Origin of the sequence: Cupriavidus basilensis (assembly GCF_029335485.1) — a bacterium.
In the GTDB taxonomy this organism is placed as follows: Bacteria; Pseudomonadota; Gammaproteobacteria; order Burkholderiales; family Burkholderiaceae; genus Cupriavidus; species Cupriavidus basilensis_E.
In genome coordinates this window covers 1-15,076 of the sequence record NZ_JARJLM010000720.1, presented here as the reverse complement: position 1 = coordinate 15,076, position 15,076 = coordinate 1, and the positions used below count along the sequence as shown (strand labels likewise).

The 15,076-nt window shown below is 67.1% G+C and carries 15 protein-coding genes and 1 tRNA gene; 13 read left to right on the top strand and 3 right to left on the bottom strand.

Features of this window, described 5'->3' with window-relative positions; all coding sequences use genetic code 11:
• From P3W85_RS44630 to P3W85_RS44610, 5 genes are all read left to right on the top strand, one after another.
• On the top strand, positions 1-1,146 hold a 1,146-nt coding region (locus P3W85_RS44630), incomplete at its 5' end, for a DUF2300 domain-containing protein (protein ID WP_276269535.1).
• A complete protein-coding gene (locus P3W85_RS44625) occupies positions 1,143-1,967 on the top strand; it encodes a YfaP family protein (protein WP_276269534.1) in 825 nt (274 codons plus the stop codon). The genes P3W85_RS44630 and P3W85_RS44625, both read left to right, overlap by 4 nt.
• 65 nt (positions 1,968-2,032) lie before the next feature.
• Positions 2,033-2,887 (top strand): YfaP family protein, encoded by an 855-nt coding sequence (locus tag P3W85_RS44620; protein WP_276269536.1) that lies wholly within the window; start codon positions 2,033-2,035, stop codon positions 2,885-2,887.
• Positions 2,888-2,996: 109 nt separating this feature from the next.
• Positions 2,997-4,184, top strand: a complete 1,188-nt coding sequence (locus P3W85_RS44615; RefSeq protein WP_017230430.1) for an MGDG synthase family glycosyltransferase — start codon at positions 2,997-2,999, stop codon at positions 4,182-4,184.
• A 1-nt stretch (position 4,185) separates the two neighbouring features.
• Entirely contained in the window at positions 4,186-4,713 is a 528-nt protein-coding gene (locus P3W85_RS44610; protein ID WP_276269533.1) for a hypothetical protein, read from the top strand.
• A gap of 144 nt (positions 4,714-4,857) precedes the next feature.
• Here P3W85_RS44610 and P3W85_RS44605 read toward each other — a convergent pair whose 3' ends face one another.
• Positions 4,858-5,046 carry a hypothetical protein gene (locus P3W85_RS44605; RefSeq protein WP_017230432.1) on the bottom strand — a complete coding sequence of 63 codons (189 nt, stop codon included), beginning with the start codon at positions 5,044-5,046 and terminating at the stop codon, positions 4,858-4,860.
• A 329-nt stretch (positions 5,047-5,375) separates the two neighbouring features.
• Here P3W85_RS44605 and P3W85_RS44600 point away from each other — a divergent pair, with 329 nt between their 5' ends.
• From P3W85_RS44600 to P3W85_RS44570, 7 genes are all read left to right on the top strand, one after another.
• The gene (locus tag P3W85_RS44600; RefSeq protein WP_276269532.1) at positions 5,376-6,479 is read left to right on the top strand and encodes an acyltransferase family protein; all 1,104 of its coding nucleotides are present in this window, start codon (positions 5,376-5,378) and stop codon (positions 6,477-6,479) included.
• 257 nt (positions 6,480-6,736) lie between these two features.
• The gene (locus P3W85_RS44595; RefSeq protein ID WP_276269531.1) at positions 6,737-7,975 is read left to right on the top strand and encodes a GTP cyclohydrolase II; all 1,239 of its coding nucleotides are present in this window, start codon (positions 6,737-6,739) and stop codon (positions 7,973-7,975) included.
• Complete coding sequence (locus P3W85_RS44590; protein WP_276269530.1) at positions 7,972-9,294, top strand: URC4/urg3 family protein; 1,323 nt, start codon at positions 7,972-7,974, stop codon at positions 9,292-9,294. Before P3W85_RS44595 ends, P3W85_RS44590 begins: the two co-directional genes overlap by 4 nt.
• Before the next feature lie 58 nt (positions 9,295-9,352).
• Positions 9,353-10,012 (top strand): uracil phosphoribosyltransferase, encoded by a 660-nt coding sequence (gene upp, locus P3W85_RS44585; RefSeq protein ID WP_017230435.1) that lies wholly within the window; start codon positions 9,353-9,355, stop codon positions 10,010-10,012.
• Positions 10,012-10,713 (top strand): TetR/AcrR family transcriptional regulator, encoded by a 702-nt coding sequence (locus P3W85_RS44580; RefSeq protein ID WP_276269529.1) that lies wholly within the window; start codon positions 10,012-10,014, stop codon positions 10,711-10,713. The genes upp and P3W85_RS44580 overlap by 1 nt, the downstream gene beginning before the upstream one ends.
• A gap of 164 nt (positions 10,714-10,877) precedes the next feature.
• A complete protein-coding gene (locus P3W85_RS44575; protein WP_017230437.1) occupies positions 10,878-12,149 on the top strand; it encodes an amidohydrolase family protein in 1,272 nt (423 codons plus the stop codon).
• A 120-nt stretch (positions 12,150-12,269) separates the two neighbouring features.
• Positions 12,270-12,356 (top strand) — tRNA-Leu (locus tag P3W85_RS44570).
• A 130-nt stretch (positions 12,357-12,486) separates the two neighbouring features.
• On the opposite strand, the gene P3W85_RS44565 is transcribed toward P3W85_RS44570, so the two are convergent.
• Complete coding sequence (locus P3W85_RS44565) at positions 12,487-13,356, bottom strand: YiiX/YebB-like N1pC/P60 family cysteine hydrolase (protein ID WP_017230438.1); 870 nt, start codon at positions 13,354-13,356, stop codon at positions 12,487-12,489.
• Positions 13,353-14,636 carry a sterol desaturase family protein gene (locus tag P3W85_RS44560; protein WP_017230439.1) on the bottom strand — a complete coding sequence of 428 codons (1,284 nt, stop codon included), beginning with the start codon at positions 14,634-14,636 and terminating at the stop codon, positions 13,353-13,355. Before P3W85_RS44560 ends, P3W85_RS44565 begins: the two co-directional genes overlap by 4 nt.
• A 242-nt stretch (positions 14,637-14,878) precedes the next feature.
• Here P3W85_RS44560 and P3W85_RS44555 point away from each other — a divergent pair.
• The coding region (locus P3W85_RS44555) for a hypothetical protein (protein WP_276269528.1) at positions 14,879-15,076 on the top strand (198 nt) is incomplete at its 3' end.

Here is a 15,076-nt window from a genome sequence, read left to right as displayed (position 1 = left end):
GTGGGGCGCGGCGAGGGCGCGCTGGCCGGTTATGGCAGCCTGCTGCGCGCCAAGACCTGGACCATGCCGGACCCGGCGCGGCCGGGCGCGTCGATCGGTGGCGCCGCGGGCTGGCTTGCCGATGGCAGCCCGGTCTGGCTGGGCGGGCCCGGCGCCAGCGCCAATGTATTGCGGCGCGCGGCGCCGCGCCTGCAGCCGCTGCTGGCATCCGTGCCGGTGCCCGACGACGGCGCCTGCGTGCTGGTCGACATGTTCGAGCGTTACCCCTTGCGCGATCTGCTCGCCGTGGGGGCCGGTCCGGGGCGGAAGGCCGCGCCGGCCGGTCCGCTCAATGGCAGCTTCCGCGCCGAGTTCGCCAACGGCAACAGCCTGCGGCTGGAAAGCCGCGGCGAACTGACGCTGCTGCGCGCGCCGGGCGCCGCGCCGCGCGTGCTGGGCCGCTTTGGCCTTAACGACTACGTGGCCCGCGTGGTCGAGCGCGAAGGCGATACCGCCGAGCCCGAGGCCGCCCGCGCCCTTGCTGTCGCCGCGCGCAGCTACCTGATCCAGCAGGCCACGCGCGAGCAAGGCTGCTTCCATATTGCCGACAGCAGCCGCACCCAGCGCGTGCTGCCGCGCGCGCCCACGGCGGCGGCGCGCCGTGCCGCCGACCTGACCGATGCCCTGGTGCTGTCCGGCGTGGCGGTGCGCTACCACCACGATGCGGGCGGCCAGGGGCGCATGGCCTGGCTCGAGGCCAAACGCGCGGCCGGGCAGGGGCAGGCATTCGACGCCATCCTGGCGCGCTGGTGGCCGCAGGCCACGCTGACCTCGTTCCAGAGCCCGGTGGCCGGCGACTGCCTGGCGGTGGCCAATGCGCGCCAGTGGCTGGCCCGGCGCGCGCCGCAGTGGGCGCGCCGGCTTGCCGGCGAGCCGGGTTACGAAACCCCGCCGCTGCCCGCCGTGTGCGAAGTGCGCGAAGGCCGGCCATATGCCGACGCGCGCCGCAATCGCCTCTACATCCACCGGCTCGCCAGCGAGGACGACCGCATCGCGCTGGCCCACGAATATCTTCATCTCGCGTTCGCGCGCTATCCTCGCGGCCAGGACGAAAACTTCGTCGAAGGCCTGGCGCGCAAGCTGGTGCGCACGGAAAATCCATCATGAACCTGACCCGCAATCTCCTGTGCAACTGGCGCCGCGGCGCGCTCGCCCTGGCCTGCGCCGGGCTGCCGCTGATCGCCGCGGCAGAGCCGGTCGCGGACCTCGATGGCCCGGTCGGGGGCTGGCGCCACGGCGGCCTGTCGAATGAACTCGAGCGCTATACCGCCGCTTATCCCAAGCCGCCGGTGGATCGCGGCGCGCAGAAATACCGCACCCTGATCGAGGGCCGCCTGCGCAAGGTCGGCAAGGACGACCGCAAGCCGCCCACGCTGGTCGTCAATGGCACCGCCATGCCGCTGTACGCCGATGAGCAAGGGCGCTTCGCCCGGCCGTGGGCGTTCGGCCGCGGCTCCAACAGCGTGGAGATCGTGTCCGCCGACGGCGCTTCGCGCCAGCGCCTGCAGTTCTTTGAGGCCGACGCTACCAGGACCCAGGCCAAGCTGCGCGCGGTCCTGACCTGGGACGATCCCAAGGCCGAGGTCGACCTGCATGTGATCTCCCCGGACGGCGGCCACGCGTTTTTCGCCAGCCCGCTGCTGGCCGAGGGCGGTGGCCTGGACGTCGACAGCGTGGACGGGGCGGGGCCGGAGATTTTCTCCAGCGCGGCACCGCGGCCGGGGGTGTGGCTGTTCTATGTGAACTACTGGGGCAATTTCAGCGCCGCCGGCTACAACTTCGAGAAGGGAGCGAACGCTCGCGACCTGATCACCGCCAAGCTCACCTTGATCTACAACGAGAACACGCTCAATGAAAAGCGTGAAACCCTGGTGGTGCCGCTGCGCAAGCTGGGCGAACTGGCGCTGATGAAATCGGTGCGTTTCTGATCCCGGTCCGCCGCCGGAAGCCTAGCCAGAACCGCCGCAAGGAATGCCAGGAAGGAACCATGGATATGCAGCGTTTGCCGAATCTTTTCTTTACCAGCCTGACCCTGCCCGCGCTGCTGCTGCTGGCGGGCGCCGCGCACGCGGACGAGGCCATTGAATTCACTACGCCGAGCAATGGCTGGCGCAACTCGGCCGGCGACGCGTCGGCCTACACCCAGGAAGTGCACTACCCGGCGGTGGCGGTTTCCACCAGGCCCGGGCAGGCCGCCAGCGCGATGATTGCCGGGCGTATCCGCTCCTCACCGAAGACTGCCGACGTCCAGGCAGCGAGCGTTGTGCAAGGCCAGCCGCAGGCCCGGCGCGCCAGGCGCGGCGACGGCAGTTCGGTCGCCACCCTGGTGGTCAACGGCGTGGCCATGCCGCAACGGGTGGAGGAGGATGGCCGCTTTTCTCGGCCCTATGCCTTCTCCGGCGGCAGCAACAGCGTGGAGATGCGTACCGCGCAGGGCGCCAGCAAGCGCGTGCAGTTCTACGACGGCTACCAGCGCAAGACCCGTCCCCGCCTGCGCGTGGTGCTGTCCTGGGATAGCGACGGCACCGACCTGGACCTGCACGTGGTGGCGCCCGATGGCCAGCACACCTTCTATGCCAATCGCGTGGCCACCAACGGCGGCGCGCTCGACGTCGACGTGACCACCGGCTACGGTCCCGAGATCTATTCGATTGCCGCGCCGCCGCCCGGGACCTACCTGGTCTACGTCAACTACTATGGCAGCGGTGCCGGCCCGGAAGCCATCACCGTGGCGCAGGTCGCGGTGATCACCGACGAGAACACGCCCAATGAAAAGCAGCAGGTGTTCCGTGTGCCGATGCGCAAGCCCGGCGAACTGACCCTGGTCAAGTCGTTCGTCATGAAGTGAGGCCGCGGCGGCCTCCCTGCCTTGCCGCGGCCGGCTGCCTCGCCGGGCGTATACACTGCTACCCGCCATTTCCGAACATCCGGGGTGACTCCCGGAAACCCAAGTCCACATGTCGCAGCAGAAGATCCTGTTTCTCAGCGTTTCCGCCGGCGCCGGCCATATGCGCGCCGCCGAAGCGCTGCGCCTTACCGCCGAAGCCGAGTTTCCCGGGGTGCAGACCCTGCACCTCGACGTCATGGAGTACGTTCCGGCGACTTTCCGCAAGCTGTATACGGATTTCTATATCAAGCTGGTGAACAGCTACCCGGCGATCTGGGGGATGCTCTATCAACATACTTCCGAGGCGGACCCCGCCGGGCCGATGCAGAAGCTGCGTCGCGCCGCCGAGCGGCTGAGCACGCGCGCACTGCGCCGCGCGATCGACGAGTTTGCCCCGGATGCCATCGTCTGCACGCACTTCCTGCCTGCCGAGATCCTGATGCATGAAGTGCGGCGGCAGCGGCTGGCGGTGCCGGTATGGGTGCAGGTGACCGATTTCGACCTGCACGGCATGTGGGTGATTCCGCATATGACTGGCTACTTCGCCGCCAGCGAGGAGATCGCCTTCCGCATGCGCGCCAGCCGCATCGAGGCCGGCCGCATCCATACCACCGGCATTCCCGTGGTGCCGGCGTTTGCCCATCCGCAGGACCGCCAAGCCTGCGCCCGGCATTTCGGGCTCGATCCGGCGCGGCGCACCATCATGCTGATGGGTGGCGGGGCGGGTCTTGGCGGGCTGGACGAGGTGGCGGGCGCGCTGATGCGGCTGGAACACGACTTCCAGCTGATCGTGCTGGCCGGGCGCAACGAGACCGCGCTGGCGCGCCTCAAGACCCTGGCCGCCGCGCATCCCGGCCGGCTATTTCCCTTTGGCTTCACCAACGAGGTGGAGCGCCTGATGACCTGTTCCGACCTGGTCATCACCAAGCCGGGCGGGCTGACCACCTCCGAATGCCTGGCGATGGGCGTGCCGATGGTGGTCAACGCGCCGATTCCCGGGCAGGAAGAGCGCAACGCAGATTACCTGCTGGAGCAGGGCGCCGCGCTCAAGGCAGTCGACCTGGTTTCTCTGGAATACCGCGTGCGGCTGTTGCTGGCGGAACCGGCCCGGCTCGACCAGATGCGCGCCCGCGCCCGTGCCCTGGGGCAGCCAGCGGCGGCCCGGCGCGTGCTGGAAATCGTGTTGGGGCGGATGGCGCAGACGGAACCGGCGGGACGGCAGGGCCAGGCGGTGACGGCCGCCACGGTGGGACGCTGAGATGCGCACCCTGAACCTGTCGGCCTCGCGCGAGGCCGCGCCTGCCTACCCGCCGCGGCATCCGCTGGTGCTTGTGCTCACGGTGGCCTGGACTTTGCTGCTGGCTTTTTTCTTCGCCAATGTGGAGATCCAGATCGAGGGGGCCGCGGGGTGGGCCGGCAATTTGCCCACCTGGCGCATCGAGCATCACTGGTTGCTGGACATATTCTGGGGTGGCCGCCCGATGACCGGCTATCACGCCTGGGTATTTCCCTGCGTGGCATTGTTTTTCCATTTTCCGCTGCTGTTCGGCGGGCGCTGGAACTGGCGGGCCGAGGCGCGGGTTATCGCCTGCATCATGGTGTTCTGGATTACCGAGGATTTTCTCTGGTTCGTGCTGAACCCGGCGTTTGGCATAGCCCGCTTCGCGCCGGATTTCGTGCCCTGGCATATTCACTGGTGGGCGGGTGCGCCGACGGATTACTGGGTGTCGCTGGCGGCGGCCGCGGCGCTTTTCCGGTTGTCGTGCAGGGTGTCGGGCGCGCGCTAGTTTCGGGTTCCCGGTCGACGCACGGCGCTCTGGCCGACAGCCGCTTTGGTTTCCCGAGCGGCGCGGGCGCTGAAGATCTGCCGCAGCAAGCCTCAGAGGCAGGCCCGCGCAAGCGGGCCTTTTTGCAGATGAAACCTGGGCCTGCTACGCGAAATCGCCAAAACTGTCCGGATCGTCCGGCATCGTCCATTTTATCGACACGTCTTCCGCCTCGACCGGTTGTTTGGGCGGCGGCGTTGTGCCATGTGGCGCGAACTGCGAAATCAATTGGGATTGCGGTACGTCGATGATTTCCTCGCCGTCTTCGGACCAGCACCTGAGCCTGACCGACATAGTGGCCTCCGGTAAGTGACGCCAGAAATCTGCACCGCATCGGCGATGCAGGGGGGGGGCGATCTCCTACCATAGGTCTGTTACATGACAGTTTGCTTACGGCAAGGGGCAAGGCGATCTCCGTGCTGAGCCCGCGCAGCCCGGCGTTGGCGGAGCCAGCAGGCCGGGGCCGGTGCGAGATCGCGTCCCGGCAAAATGCAATGAGGGGCTCCACCATGTACCTTACCCGCCACAGCGGGGCACGATATCCCGCCTTGGCGCGCAGCGCGATCGCACAGGAGTAGAATCCGCTTCTCATGTACTTTGTAGCATTCTTATAACAAATGGGAATGAGCCCCCGTCCTTCGCGCATGGCGTGCATCGACGCTCTGAAAGCGCTCAGTTCGCAACTGATCGTGCTGCACCATCTTGCTTTCTACGGCCCCATGTCCGATGCGGCCCACGTGCTGGCGCCCGATCTGCTCGACTGGCTCTCGCAATACGCGCGTATCGCGGTGCAGGTCTTCCTGGTGGTCAGCGGTTTCCTGGCGGCGCGCAGCCTGGCGCCCGGCGGGCATCTGGTGGTGCCGCATCCCTTGCTGGCGATCTGGCGCCGCTACCAGAAGCTGGTGGTGCCTTATACGGTGGCTATCCTGATTGCCATTGCCGGTGCGGCCATCGCACGCACCTGGATGCGGCATGATTCCATTCCTTCCGCACCGGGCTTGCATCAGTTCCTGGCGCATGTGCTGTTGCTGCACAACCTGCTCGATTTCGACGCGCTGTCGGCCGGGGTCTGGTATGTGGCGATCGACCTGCAGTTGTTCGCGTTGCTGATTGTCGCCCTGTGGGCGGCGCGCCGCTGCGCGCAATGGTTCGAGCTTGGCGGCAGCCAGCTGGGTACGCTGACGGTGGCGGGGCTGGTGCTGGCGTCGCTGTTCTGGTTCAACCGCAATGCGGCCTGGGATGTCTGGGCGATCTACTTCTTCGGTGCCTATGGCCTCGGCTCGCTGGCGTTCTGGGTCTCCGCGCCGGAGCGTTCGCCGGTGGCGCTGCTGGTGCTCGGTGCCGTGGTGGTGGCGGCGCTGATCCTGGACTTCCGCCTGCGCATCGCCGTGGCGCTGGCCGTTGCCTTGCTGCTTGGCGCGGCACGGCGCGGCGGCTGGCTCGAACACTGGCCGCGGGCGCGGGGACTGGCATTCTTCGGGCGTATTTCCTATTCGGTCTTCCTGGTGCATTTTCCGGTCTGCCTGGTCGTGAACGCCCTGGTATTCCATCTCGTACCGCACCAGCCAGTTCTCAATGCGCTTGGCATGGTGCTGGCATGGGCGCTTAGCAATGCCGCCGGTGCCGTGTTCCACCGCTACGTGGAGCGCGGCGCGCCGCTGCGGAGCCTGCGCCTGGCACTGTGGCCGGCACGCCCGCGGCCGGTCCAGCGGCAGCAGTCGACCTGACGTTTCCTGCCGGCCTCCCGGCGCATCCGGTCGCGTCCACGCGGCACCCGGCCCCGGCGGGCGGGTGCCGCTTTTACATGGTGCTTCTGCACCATCCCCGGCCAGCGGGCAGGACCGCGCGCACGCTCCCGGTGCGCCGCCGCATGGTGCGGCATGCAACACAGGGTGGAAACGAGCATTGGGATATGGCACGAAGGTTGCCTACTATGGAATTGCAAACCTGACCGTTTGGTCAGGATTCCTGTTCCGAGGCTGCCATGTCCGATCATATCGTCCTGACCTCGCACGCGCGCCGCGACAAGCCGGCCGAGCCCATCCACTGGGGGGCCGTCAGCGCGGCGGAGCGCGGTCCCGTGATCGCCAGCCTGACCAATCCGGCGCAGCGCAATGTGATCGGCACCCATTCCGGGGCCTACGCGGTGTACCGGGCGCTGGCGGTGGCCTCCGGCAAGCTGCAGCGCGACCATCGCGCCGACCTCACCGATACCGCCCCGGCCGAAAGCATCGGACCCCATCCGCAATGGAGCGATCCGGACAAGATCGTCTCGCTCGATCCCTGGGGCCACCTGGTGTCCAGCGCCTTCGCCGACCGGATCGCGGCGGGCATCGATATCCGCCCGTCGATCGCCGTTACGCGGGCCCACATCAATATGCCCGAACTGATGGGCGCCATCACTGCCGGCCGCCTCAAGCCGGATGGCCACATCCTGCATGCCAACGGCGACGTGCGCGTCACCAAGGCGGCGATCGATCCGGTCTGGTACCTGCCCGGGCTGGCGCGCCGCTTCGATATCAAGGAAAGCATGCTGCGCCGCAGCCTGTTCGAGCAGACCAGCGGCATGTTTCCCGAACTGGTGACCCGGCCGGACCTGAAGGTGTTCCTGCCGCCGATCGGGGGCATGACGTTGTACTTCTTCGGCGATGTCGGCCAGCTTGGCAAGCCCGAGACCAAGGTGGCATGCCGCGTGCATGACGAATGCAACGGCTCCGATGTGTTCGGCTCCGATATCTGCACTTGCCGGCCCTACCTGGCGCACGGCATCGAGGTTTGCATCGAGATGGCCCAGCAGGGCGGGGTGGGCCTGGTGGTCTATAACCGCAAGGAGGGCCGTGCGCTGGGAGAAGTGACCAAGTTCCTGGTCTACAACGCCCGCAAGCGCCAGGTGGGTGGCGACCGCGCCGAGACTTATTTTGCCCGCACGGAATGCGTGGCGGGCGTGCAGGACATGCGCTTCCAGGAGCTTATGCCCGATGTGTTCCACTGGCTCGGCATCAAGCGTATCGATCGCTGGGCTTCGATGAGCAATATGAAGCACGGGGCGCTGACAGCCCAGGGTATCGAGGTGGTCGAGCAGGTGGCGATTCCCGATGCGCTGATTCCGGCCGACGCCCGCGTGGAAATCGACGCCAAGGTGGCGGCTGGCTATTTCACGAGCTATACCCCGCCGGATGCGGAAGAACTCGCACTGGCCAAGGGTAGGGGATTGGACGAATGAACGAGACACCCGAAGCGGGCCCGCCGGATGGCGGCCCGAAAGCTTCCGCGCATGGCGCGGAGGACCGCGCCGGCTGGGCCTGTCCAGTGCCTCCCGGCCATCCCGCCGCGGCACTGCTGACCGGCCACGCGGTGCGCACCCGTTGCGCCGCGGTGACGGATCACGTGGCGGCTGGCGCATCCGGGCTGTTTACCTGGCATCCGGAGCGGATTCCGGCGGTCGCCGATTACGTCGCGACCACCATCCGCCAGCGCTATCCCGACCTCAACGTGCCCTACCACAGCCGCTGGCGGCACTTCGAAAGCGGTGGCCCGGGCGAGAAGCGGGACCGCTGGCAGATCCTGTGCGAACGCGGCGGGCTGTCCGGCGAGTCCGATCGCGAGGAGCGCGCCCGCATCGGCATCGACCTGGTGATTCCCAGCGTACTGCTGGATGCCGGGGCCGGCCCGGGCTGGCGTTACCGCGACCCGGCCAGCGATTTGTCGCTGACCCGCTCCGAAGGGCTTGGCGTCGCCAGCTTCGACCTGTTCGCTCGGGGTGGTTTTTCGGCCGAATCGGGCCAGCCGCTGCGCGCCGACGCCGAGCGGCTGAGGCGGATCGATGCGTCCACCATCGCCACCGCTTTCCAGGTGGCGCAGCACAACCCGCTGGTGGGGCTGGAGGGGCGCGCCGGGCTGCTGCGGCGGCTCGGCGAGGTGGCGCAGGCCACGCCGGCCGTGTTCGGCACACCGGCGCGGCTGGGCAACCTGTACGACTACCTCAAGGCCCATGCCGTCGACGGCCAGATCGAGGCCGGCTACGTGCTCACCACGCTACTGGTGGCGCTGGGGCCGGTGTGGCCGGGGCGCATCAGCCTGGAAGGCGTCTCGCTGGGCGACTGCTGGCGCCACCCGGCCTGCACCGATGGACTGGTGCCGTTCCATAAGCTGACCCAGTGGCTGACCTACTCGCTGCTGGAGCCGCTGGAAGATGCCGGCCTGAAGGTGACCGGGCTGGAAGCCCTGACCGGCTTGCCTGAATACCGCAACGGCGGCCTGCTGTTCGATTTCGAGCTGATGGTGCCGCGCGACCCCGGCTTTGCCGCCGCGACGCACACGGTGGACGAGCCGGTCATCGTGGAGTGGCGCGCACTCACGGTGACCGGGCTGGACCTGGTGGCCGCGTCGGTGCGCGAGGCGCTGGGTCTGTCGGCCGCGGATTTCCCGCTGGCACGCGTGCTGGAAGGGGGCACCTGGGCCGCGGGGCGGCGTATTGCCGCCAAGCGCAGGCCCGGCGGTCCGCCGCCGTTCGAGATCGACAGCGACGGCACGGTGTTCTAGACCTAGACCAAGACGCACGCAGCAAGACCTGTTCGCTACCGCCCTCCAGGAGCGCTTCATGACCGACCTTTCCGCCGTTCCGACTGTCACCCCGTCCCTCATGGTGGTGGATCATCCGCTCGTGCAGCACAAGGTCACGCTGGCGCGCAGCGAGGACACCACGACCGACAATTTCCGCCGGCTGGTGCGCGAGATCAGCCAGTTGCTGACCTACGAGGCAACCCGCGACCTGGCGATGGAAACCATCTCCATCAAGACCCCCATCGCGCCGATGCAATCGCCGGTGCTGTCGGGCAAGAAGCTGTGCCTGGTGTCGATCCTGCGCGCCGGCAATGGCTTCCTGGACGGCATGCTGGACCTGCTGCCGGCCGCGCGGGTGGGGCATATCGGTCTGTACCGCGACCCGGAAACGCTGGAGCCGATCGAGTACTACTTCAAGATGCCGGAGGACATTCACGAGCGGCTGGTGATCGTGGTCGATCCCATGCTGGCCACCGGCAACTCCGCCATCGCCGCGCTGAACCGGCTCAAGGAGGCGGGCGTCAGCACGCTGAAGTACATGTGCCTGATCGCCTCGCGCCCGGGCTTGCGCGCGCTGCAGGCCGCGCATCCCGATGTGGCCATCGTCACCGCCGCCATCGACGAGGAGCTCAACGATCACGGCTATATCGTACCGGGCCTGGGCGACGCGGGCGACAGGCTCTACGGCACAAAGTGATGGATGCGCGGGCCACGGCGCAGCCGCCATGCTTTCCGCCGCCGCGGGCGGCGGCGGGCGGGCGCATCCGCCAGGAGAACGAGGCGCTGATCCTGCGCGCCGCCGAACACGTCTTCGCGCGTGCCGGGTTTGCCGGCGCCACCATGGCCGATATCGCGGCGCGCGCCGGCGTGCCGAAGTCCAACCTGCATTACTACTTCCGCACCAAGCAGGCCCTGTATCGCGCGGTGCTCGCGCATACGCTCGCGCTGTGGCTGACCGAGACCGACATCATCGACGCGGAGCAAAGCCCGCGGGTGGCGCTGGAGCAGTATATCCGCGCCAAGATGCGGCTGTCGGCGAGCCATCCAGATGCCTCGCGCGTGTTCGCCAACGAACTGCTGCATGGCGCGCCGGAGATCCGCGACGTGCTTAGCGGCGCGCTGCGCGGGCTGGTGGCCCGCAAGGCCGGCGTGATCCGGGAGTGGATCGCGCGCGGCGAGATGGCCAGCGTGGATCCCATGCATCTGTTTTTCACGATCTGGGCCGCGACCCAGACCTATGCCGATTTCGAGTCGCAGGTATGCGCCGTGCTTGGGGTGAGCCATCTGGGCCAGCGCGATTACGAGCAGGCCACCGACCATCTGGTGCGGCTGCTGCTGCGCGGTTGCGGACTGGAGCCGGCCGGCCTGGCCAGGCAACTATCGACCACAAGGGGATAAAGCCATGCGGTTATGGGGTGCGCGCAGGGCCGGGTTGACATTCGCGGCCGCTGGCGTGGCTGGCTATGCATGAGCCTGGCGCCATCGCAGCCCGTGCCCGGACAGGGCAACCGCGTGGGCGCATGAACGCCGATCGTGCCAGGAACAAATAACAGACCACCATCATGCTCGACCTTATCCTGCGCAACTGCGCGCTTCCCGACGGCCGTACCGGCATCGATATCGGCATCGCGGGCGAGCGCATCAAGGCAGTCGAGCCGGCGCTCAAGGCACCCGCGGCCGCCGAGGTCGATACGGCGGGGCAGCTGGTCACGCCCCCTTTTGTCGACGCGCATTTCCATATGGATTCGACGCTGTCCTATGGCATGCCGCGCATCAACCAGTCCGGCACCTTGCTCGAAGGCATTGCGCTATGGGGCGAGCTCAAGCCGCTGCTGACGCAGGACGCGATCGTCGAACGGGCGCTGGCCTATTGCGACTGGGCGGTGGCCAAGGGCATGCTGGCGATCCGTTCGCATGTGGACGTGTGCGATCCGCGCCTGCTTGCCACCGAGGCGCTGCTGCATGTGCGCGAGAAGGTCCGGCCATACCTTGACCTGCAACTGGTGGCCTTCCCGCAGGACGGCGTGCTGCGCGCGCCCGGCGCGCTCGACAATCTCAAGCGGGCGCTGGGCATGGGCGTGGACGTGGTCGGCGGCATTCCGCATTTCGAGCGCACCATGGCCGACGGCGCCGAGTCGGTGCGCATCCTGTGCGAACTGGCCTGCGAACGCGGGTTGCGGGTGGACATGCACTGCGATGAGAGCGACGATCCCTTGTCGCGCCACATCGAGACGCTGGCCAGCCAGACGGTGCGCCTTGGCTTGCAGGGCAGGGTCACGGGTTCGCACCTGACGTCCATGCATTCGATGGACAACTACTACGTGTCCAAGCTGATTCCGTTGATACGCGAAGCAGGTGTCGCCGCCATCGCCAATCCTCTGATCAACATCACGCTGCAAGGCCGGCACGACGGTTACCCGCGACGGCGCGGCATGACCCGCGTGCCGGAACTGCTGGCCGGCGGCGTGCCGGTGGCGTTCGGCCACGATTGCGTGATGGATCCCTGGTACGGCCTGGGCTCGGGCGATATGCTGGAGGTGGCGCATATGGGGCTGCACGTGGCGCAGATGACCGGCCAGGACGCCATGCGCGCGTGTTTCGCCGCCGTCACCGAAACGCCGGCGCGCATCCTCGGGCTGGAGGGCTATGGCATTGCCCCGGGCTGCCGCGCCGACCTGGTGCTGCTGCAGGCGCGCGACGCGGTGGAGGCGATCCGCCTGCGCGCCACCCGCCTGCTGGTGCTGCGGGCGGGCAAGGTGGTGGCGAGCACACGTCCCGCCACCGCCACCCTGCACCTCGACGGCAGGCCGGGGCATGTCTGTTTCCAGCCGTGATCCGGGCCACAGAAAAGGGATGCCAGGGAGGAAGGGGGGTGTAAGAAAAATGTTGACAGCAGGTTCCGTGGTCAGCATAATGTCGTTCTTCGCAGCGCTGCAGCAAAGCAGCAAAACGAAGCCCAGATGGCGGAATTGGTAGACGCACTAGGTTCAGGTCCTAGCGGTGGCAACACTGTGGAGGTTCGAGTCCTCTTCTGGGCACCAAGACTCGATGAAAAAGGCCGTTGCTTATGCAGCGGCCTTTTTCTTTGGTGCGCCGTAATCGGCCATGCGCGTAGAGCTCTTCGCATGCACTGCTTGCCCCGTTCCGGGCCTGCCTGCCGCCGCGGCAAGTTCAGGGTCCCGCCGTCCACGATTGCACGATGCCGTCATTGCCCGCCTCGGGCTGGCCTGCGCCGGTGCCTTGCGCGGACAGGCCGGGCACGGGCGCCAGCCGTCCCACATACGCCAGCTTGCGCGTGACCTGGAAGGAGGGCACGTCGCCTTCGCGCATGTGGAGCAGGTCCGCTGGCGAGACGGCATCGTCCGCTGCGCCGGTCAGCGGCAGGCCTGCCGCGCGGTAGGACGCCAGTACCAGTTGCGAACAAAAGAAACTGTTGCGTGCGTCCAGTTCATTGGGGGCCATCTGGATGGTGCTGAAGCTGCGCATGCAGGCGTTGCGCACGACGCCGGGCACCCCCGGTAGCTCGCACAGGCGCCGTTCCAGCGAGAACGGTGCCTGCATGGCGATGCCGATGTGGTTGTACGGCTGGCCTACCTGGGCCATGGCGAAGGCGCGCAATTTCAGGCGCATGCCATCGTCGAGCCCCGGGTGGCGGTAAGCCACGATGATGTCGCCATCGTCCAGCGCCTGGTGCAGCGGATAGACCCGGACACCTGAACCCACCGCCTCCACCACATTGCCATCGCCGACGTAGACGGCCGAGTGGCTGACCTGCGATAGCGTCGCCAGGCGGATCGCGGAGGAATTGAATGACGGGGTGGCCGAAAGCAGGATATCGCCGACCTGCAGCGCTTCGACGTCGAGTGGCCGCGCCGCGACCCCTGCGACCTCCAGGCTCATTTGCTGGAAGCGCACCGGCAGGGGCGAGCCGCGTGTCGCGGCGACATTGAGATCGTCCGGATGGCTGCCCCATTGCGTGGCGCAACCCCCTAGCGCGAACGCCGCCAGGCCGGCGCCGGCCAGCATGCGGATGCGGCTCATGCCTCGTCGTCCGTGCGCGCGGGTGGCATGCGGCGGAAGGGGAATAGCTGCTGCCGGACGAAGCCGTCGGGCATATAGTCGCCAACTACGCCGTATTTCTCCGGGAAGCGCTTGTCCGATTTCACCGCGGTGCCGAACAGGTAGTCGAGAAAGGCGTAGTGCGCCGCGTAGTTCTTGTCGATCGCCTCGTCGTCCGAGGCGTGATGCCAGTGATGGAAATCCGGCGTGACCACCAGGTAGCGCAGCGGTCCCCATGGCAGGTGCACATTGGCGTGATTGAATACCGCCTGGAATCCCACGATGATGATGTACGCGTCGATTACCGCCTTGTTGAAACCGAGCACGTAGAGCGGCGCCAGCACCAGCACGCGGGTGAACACCAGCTCCAGCATGTGCTGGCGCGACCCGGCCAGCCAGTCCATGGTCTTGGTGCTGTGGTGTACCGCGTGAAATTTCCAGAGGAAGGGCACTTCGTGATAGGCGCGATGGGTCCAGTACTGCGCCAGATCGGCGGCCAGGATGCACAGCAGCAGTTGCAGCACGAACGGAATGCCGCCCACGAAAGCGTGCACGCTGTCGCGCACCAGCCAGCCGAACAGCCGGAAGATCAGGAAGTTGACCGTCAGCAGGATCAGGCCAACGATAAAGTGATTGACCGCGAAATGCACCAGGTCGGTTTGCCATTCGCGGCGAAACACGGCCTGTCCGCGGTAGAGCGGGAACAGTTTTTCGATCACCACGAAGATCAGCGTGGAGCCCAGCAGGTCGAGGATGAACCAGTCCAGGCCGATGTATGGCGTGTGGTCCGGGAAGTCGCCCACCGGCACGCGCGATCCGCCCAGGGCCACGGCCAGCGCCACCAGCGCGAAGGCGGCGGCGTTGAGGCTGCGCCGCCGCCCCAGCACCAGGTTGCTCAACGACAGGCCGCCCGACACCAGCAGCGCGGCAAACAACACATGGCGAAGTACATCCACGGAATACTTGTGGCGCAGTTCGGGGGTGGTCAGGTACTGCGGGAAATGGAAGGCAAGCACGCCCAGCAGGCTCAGCCCGCCCAGGGCCAGCGCCAGGATGGCGGTGATCAGGCCGCGCCCGGCTTCGAGCTCGCCGCTGCTGTTCAGCAATTCGCGCGTATCGCGCAGCACGTTATGCACCGGGGCGATCGGCAGCTTGCTGCCGGTCGGGCCCTGCTCATTCTGTTTCATCTTTGCATCGTCCGGCGCGCCGGGCTTGCCAGGCTCGTTGAGTTCGCCTGACCTGTCAATCGGGTCGTTGTTCATCCGGATATTCCATTGTTCTTGTTCTGCTGGCGCTGCGGCGCCGGGCAGTAGCGTCCGTCATGGCCGTGTGGCCACTGCCAGCCGCGATCCTAACGGACCGACATCGCTTTGCATAGCGACGTGGGAATCCGCTCCAGCGCCGCCACTGTGTTTCATCCATGTTACTCGGGCAGCCGAGTCGCCCTGTGCTCGCGCCCACATAGCCGATGCCCGTCCCCTTACGCTTGGTCAGGGTTTGACCTATGCTCAAGCAAAGCCGACATGGTGCATTTTCGCCAGAGGTAGCAGCGATGGCCACGGGCGTGTCTTCTGCGAGCGCGACATCGGACGGTACCGGTACCGCTGAGCATGGTCTTTGCGCGCACGCCGTCCACACCCATCCTTGCCGCCTGTGCTGCTCGATTCTTGCGATGCTGATGGCAGCCCTGGCACAAGCGGAA

Bases quoted from the DNA above. Each gene is read 5' to 3' on its own strand.
- P3W85_RS44620 (WP_276269536.1), top strand. From the start codon at position 2,033: ATGCAGCGTTTGCCGAATCTTTTCTTTACCAGCCTGACCCTGCCCGCG.
- P3W85_RS44575 (WP_017230437.1), top strand. From the start codon at position 10,878: ATGCTCGACCTTATCCTGCGCAACTGCGCGCTTCCCGACGGCCGTACC.
- P3W85_RS44590 (WP_276269530.1), top strand. From the start codon at position 7,972: ATGAACGAGACACCCGAAGCGGGCCCGCCGGATGGCGGCCCGAAAGCT.
- P3W85_RS44610 (WP_276269533.1), top strand. From the start codon at position 4,186: ATGCGCACCCTGAACCTGTCGGCCTCGCGCGAGGCCGCGCCTGCCTAC.
- P3W85_RS44580 (WP_276269529.1), top strand. From the start codon at position 10,012: ATGGATGCGCGGGCCACGGCGCAGCCGCCATGCTTTCCGCCGCCGCGG.
- P3W85_RS44560 (WP_017230439.1), bottom strand. From the start codon at position 14,636: ATGAACAACGACCCGATTGACAGGTCAGGCGAACTCAACGAGCCTGGC.
- upp (WP_017230435.1), top strand. From the start codon at position 9,353: ATGACCGACCTTTCCGCCGTTCCGACTGTCACCCCGTCCCTCATGGTG.
- P3W85_RS44625 (WP_276269534.1), top strand. From the start codon at position 1,143: ATGAACCTGACCCGCAATCTCCTGTGCAACTGGCGCCGCGGCGCGCTC.
- P3W85_RS44615 (WP_017230430.1), top strand. From the start codon at position 2,997: ATGTCGCAGCAGAAGATCCTGTTTCTCAGCGTTTCCGCCGGCGCCGGC.
- P3W85_RS44595 (WP_276269531.1), top strand. From the start codon at position 6,737: ATGTCCGATCATATCGTCCTGACCTCGCACGCGCGCCGCGACAAGCCG.
- P3W85_RS44565 (WP_017230438.1), bottom strand. From the start codon at position 13,356: ATGAGCCGCATCCGCATGCTGGCCGGCGCCGGCCTGGCGGCGTTCGCG.
- P3W85_RS44605 (WP_017230432.1), bottom strand. From the start codon at position 5,046: ATGTCGGTCAGGCTCAGGTGCTGGTCCGAAGACGGCGAGGAAATCATC.
- P3W85_RS44600 (WP_276269532.1), top strand. From the start codon at position 5,376: ATGAGCCCCCGTCCTTCGCGCATGGCGTGCATCGACGCTCTGAAAGCG.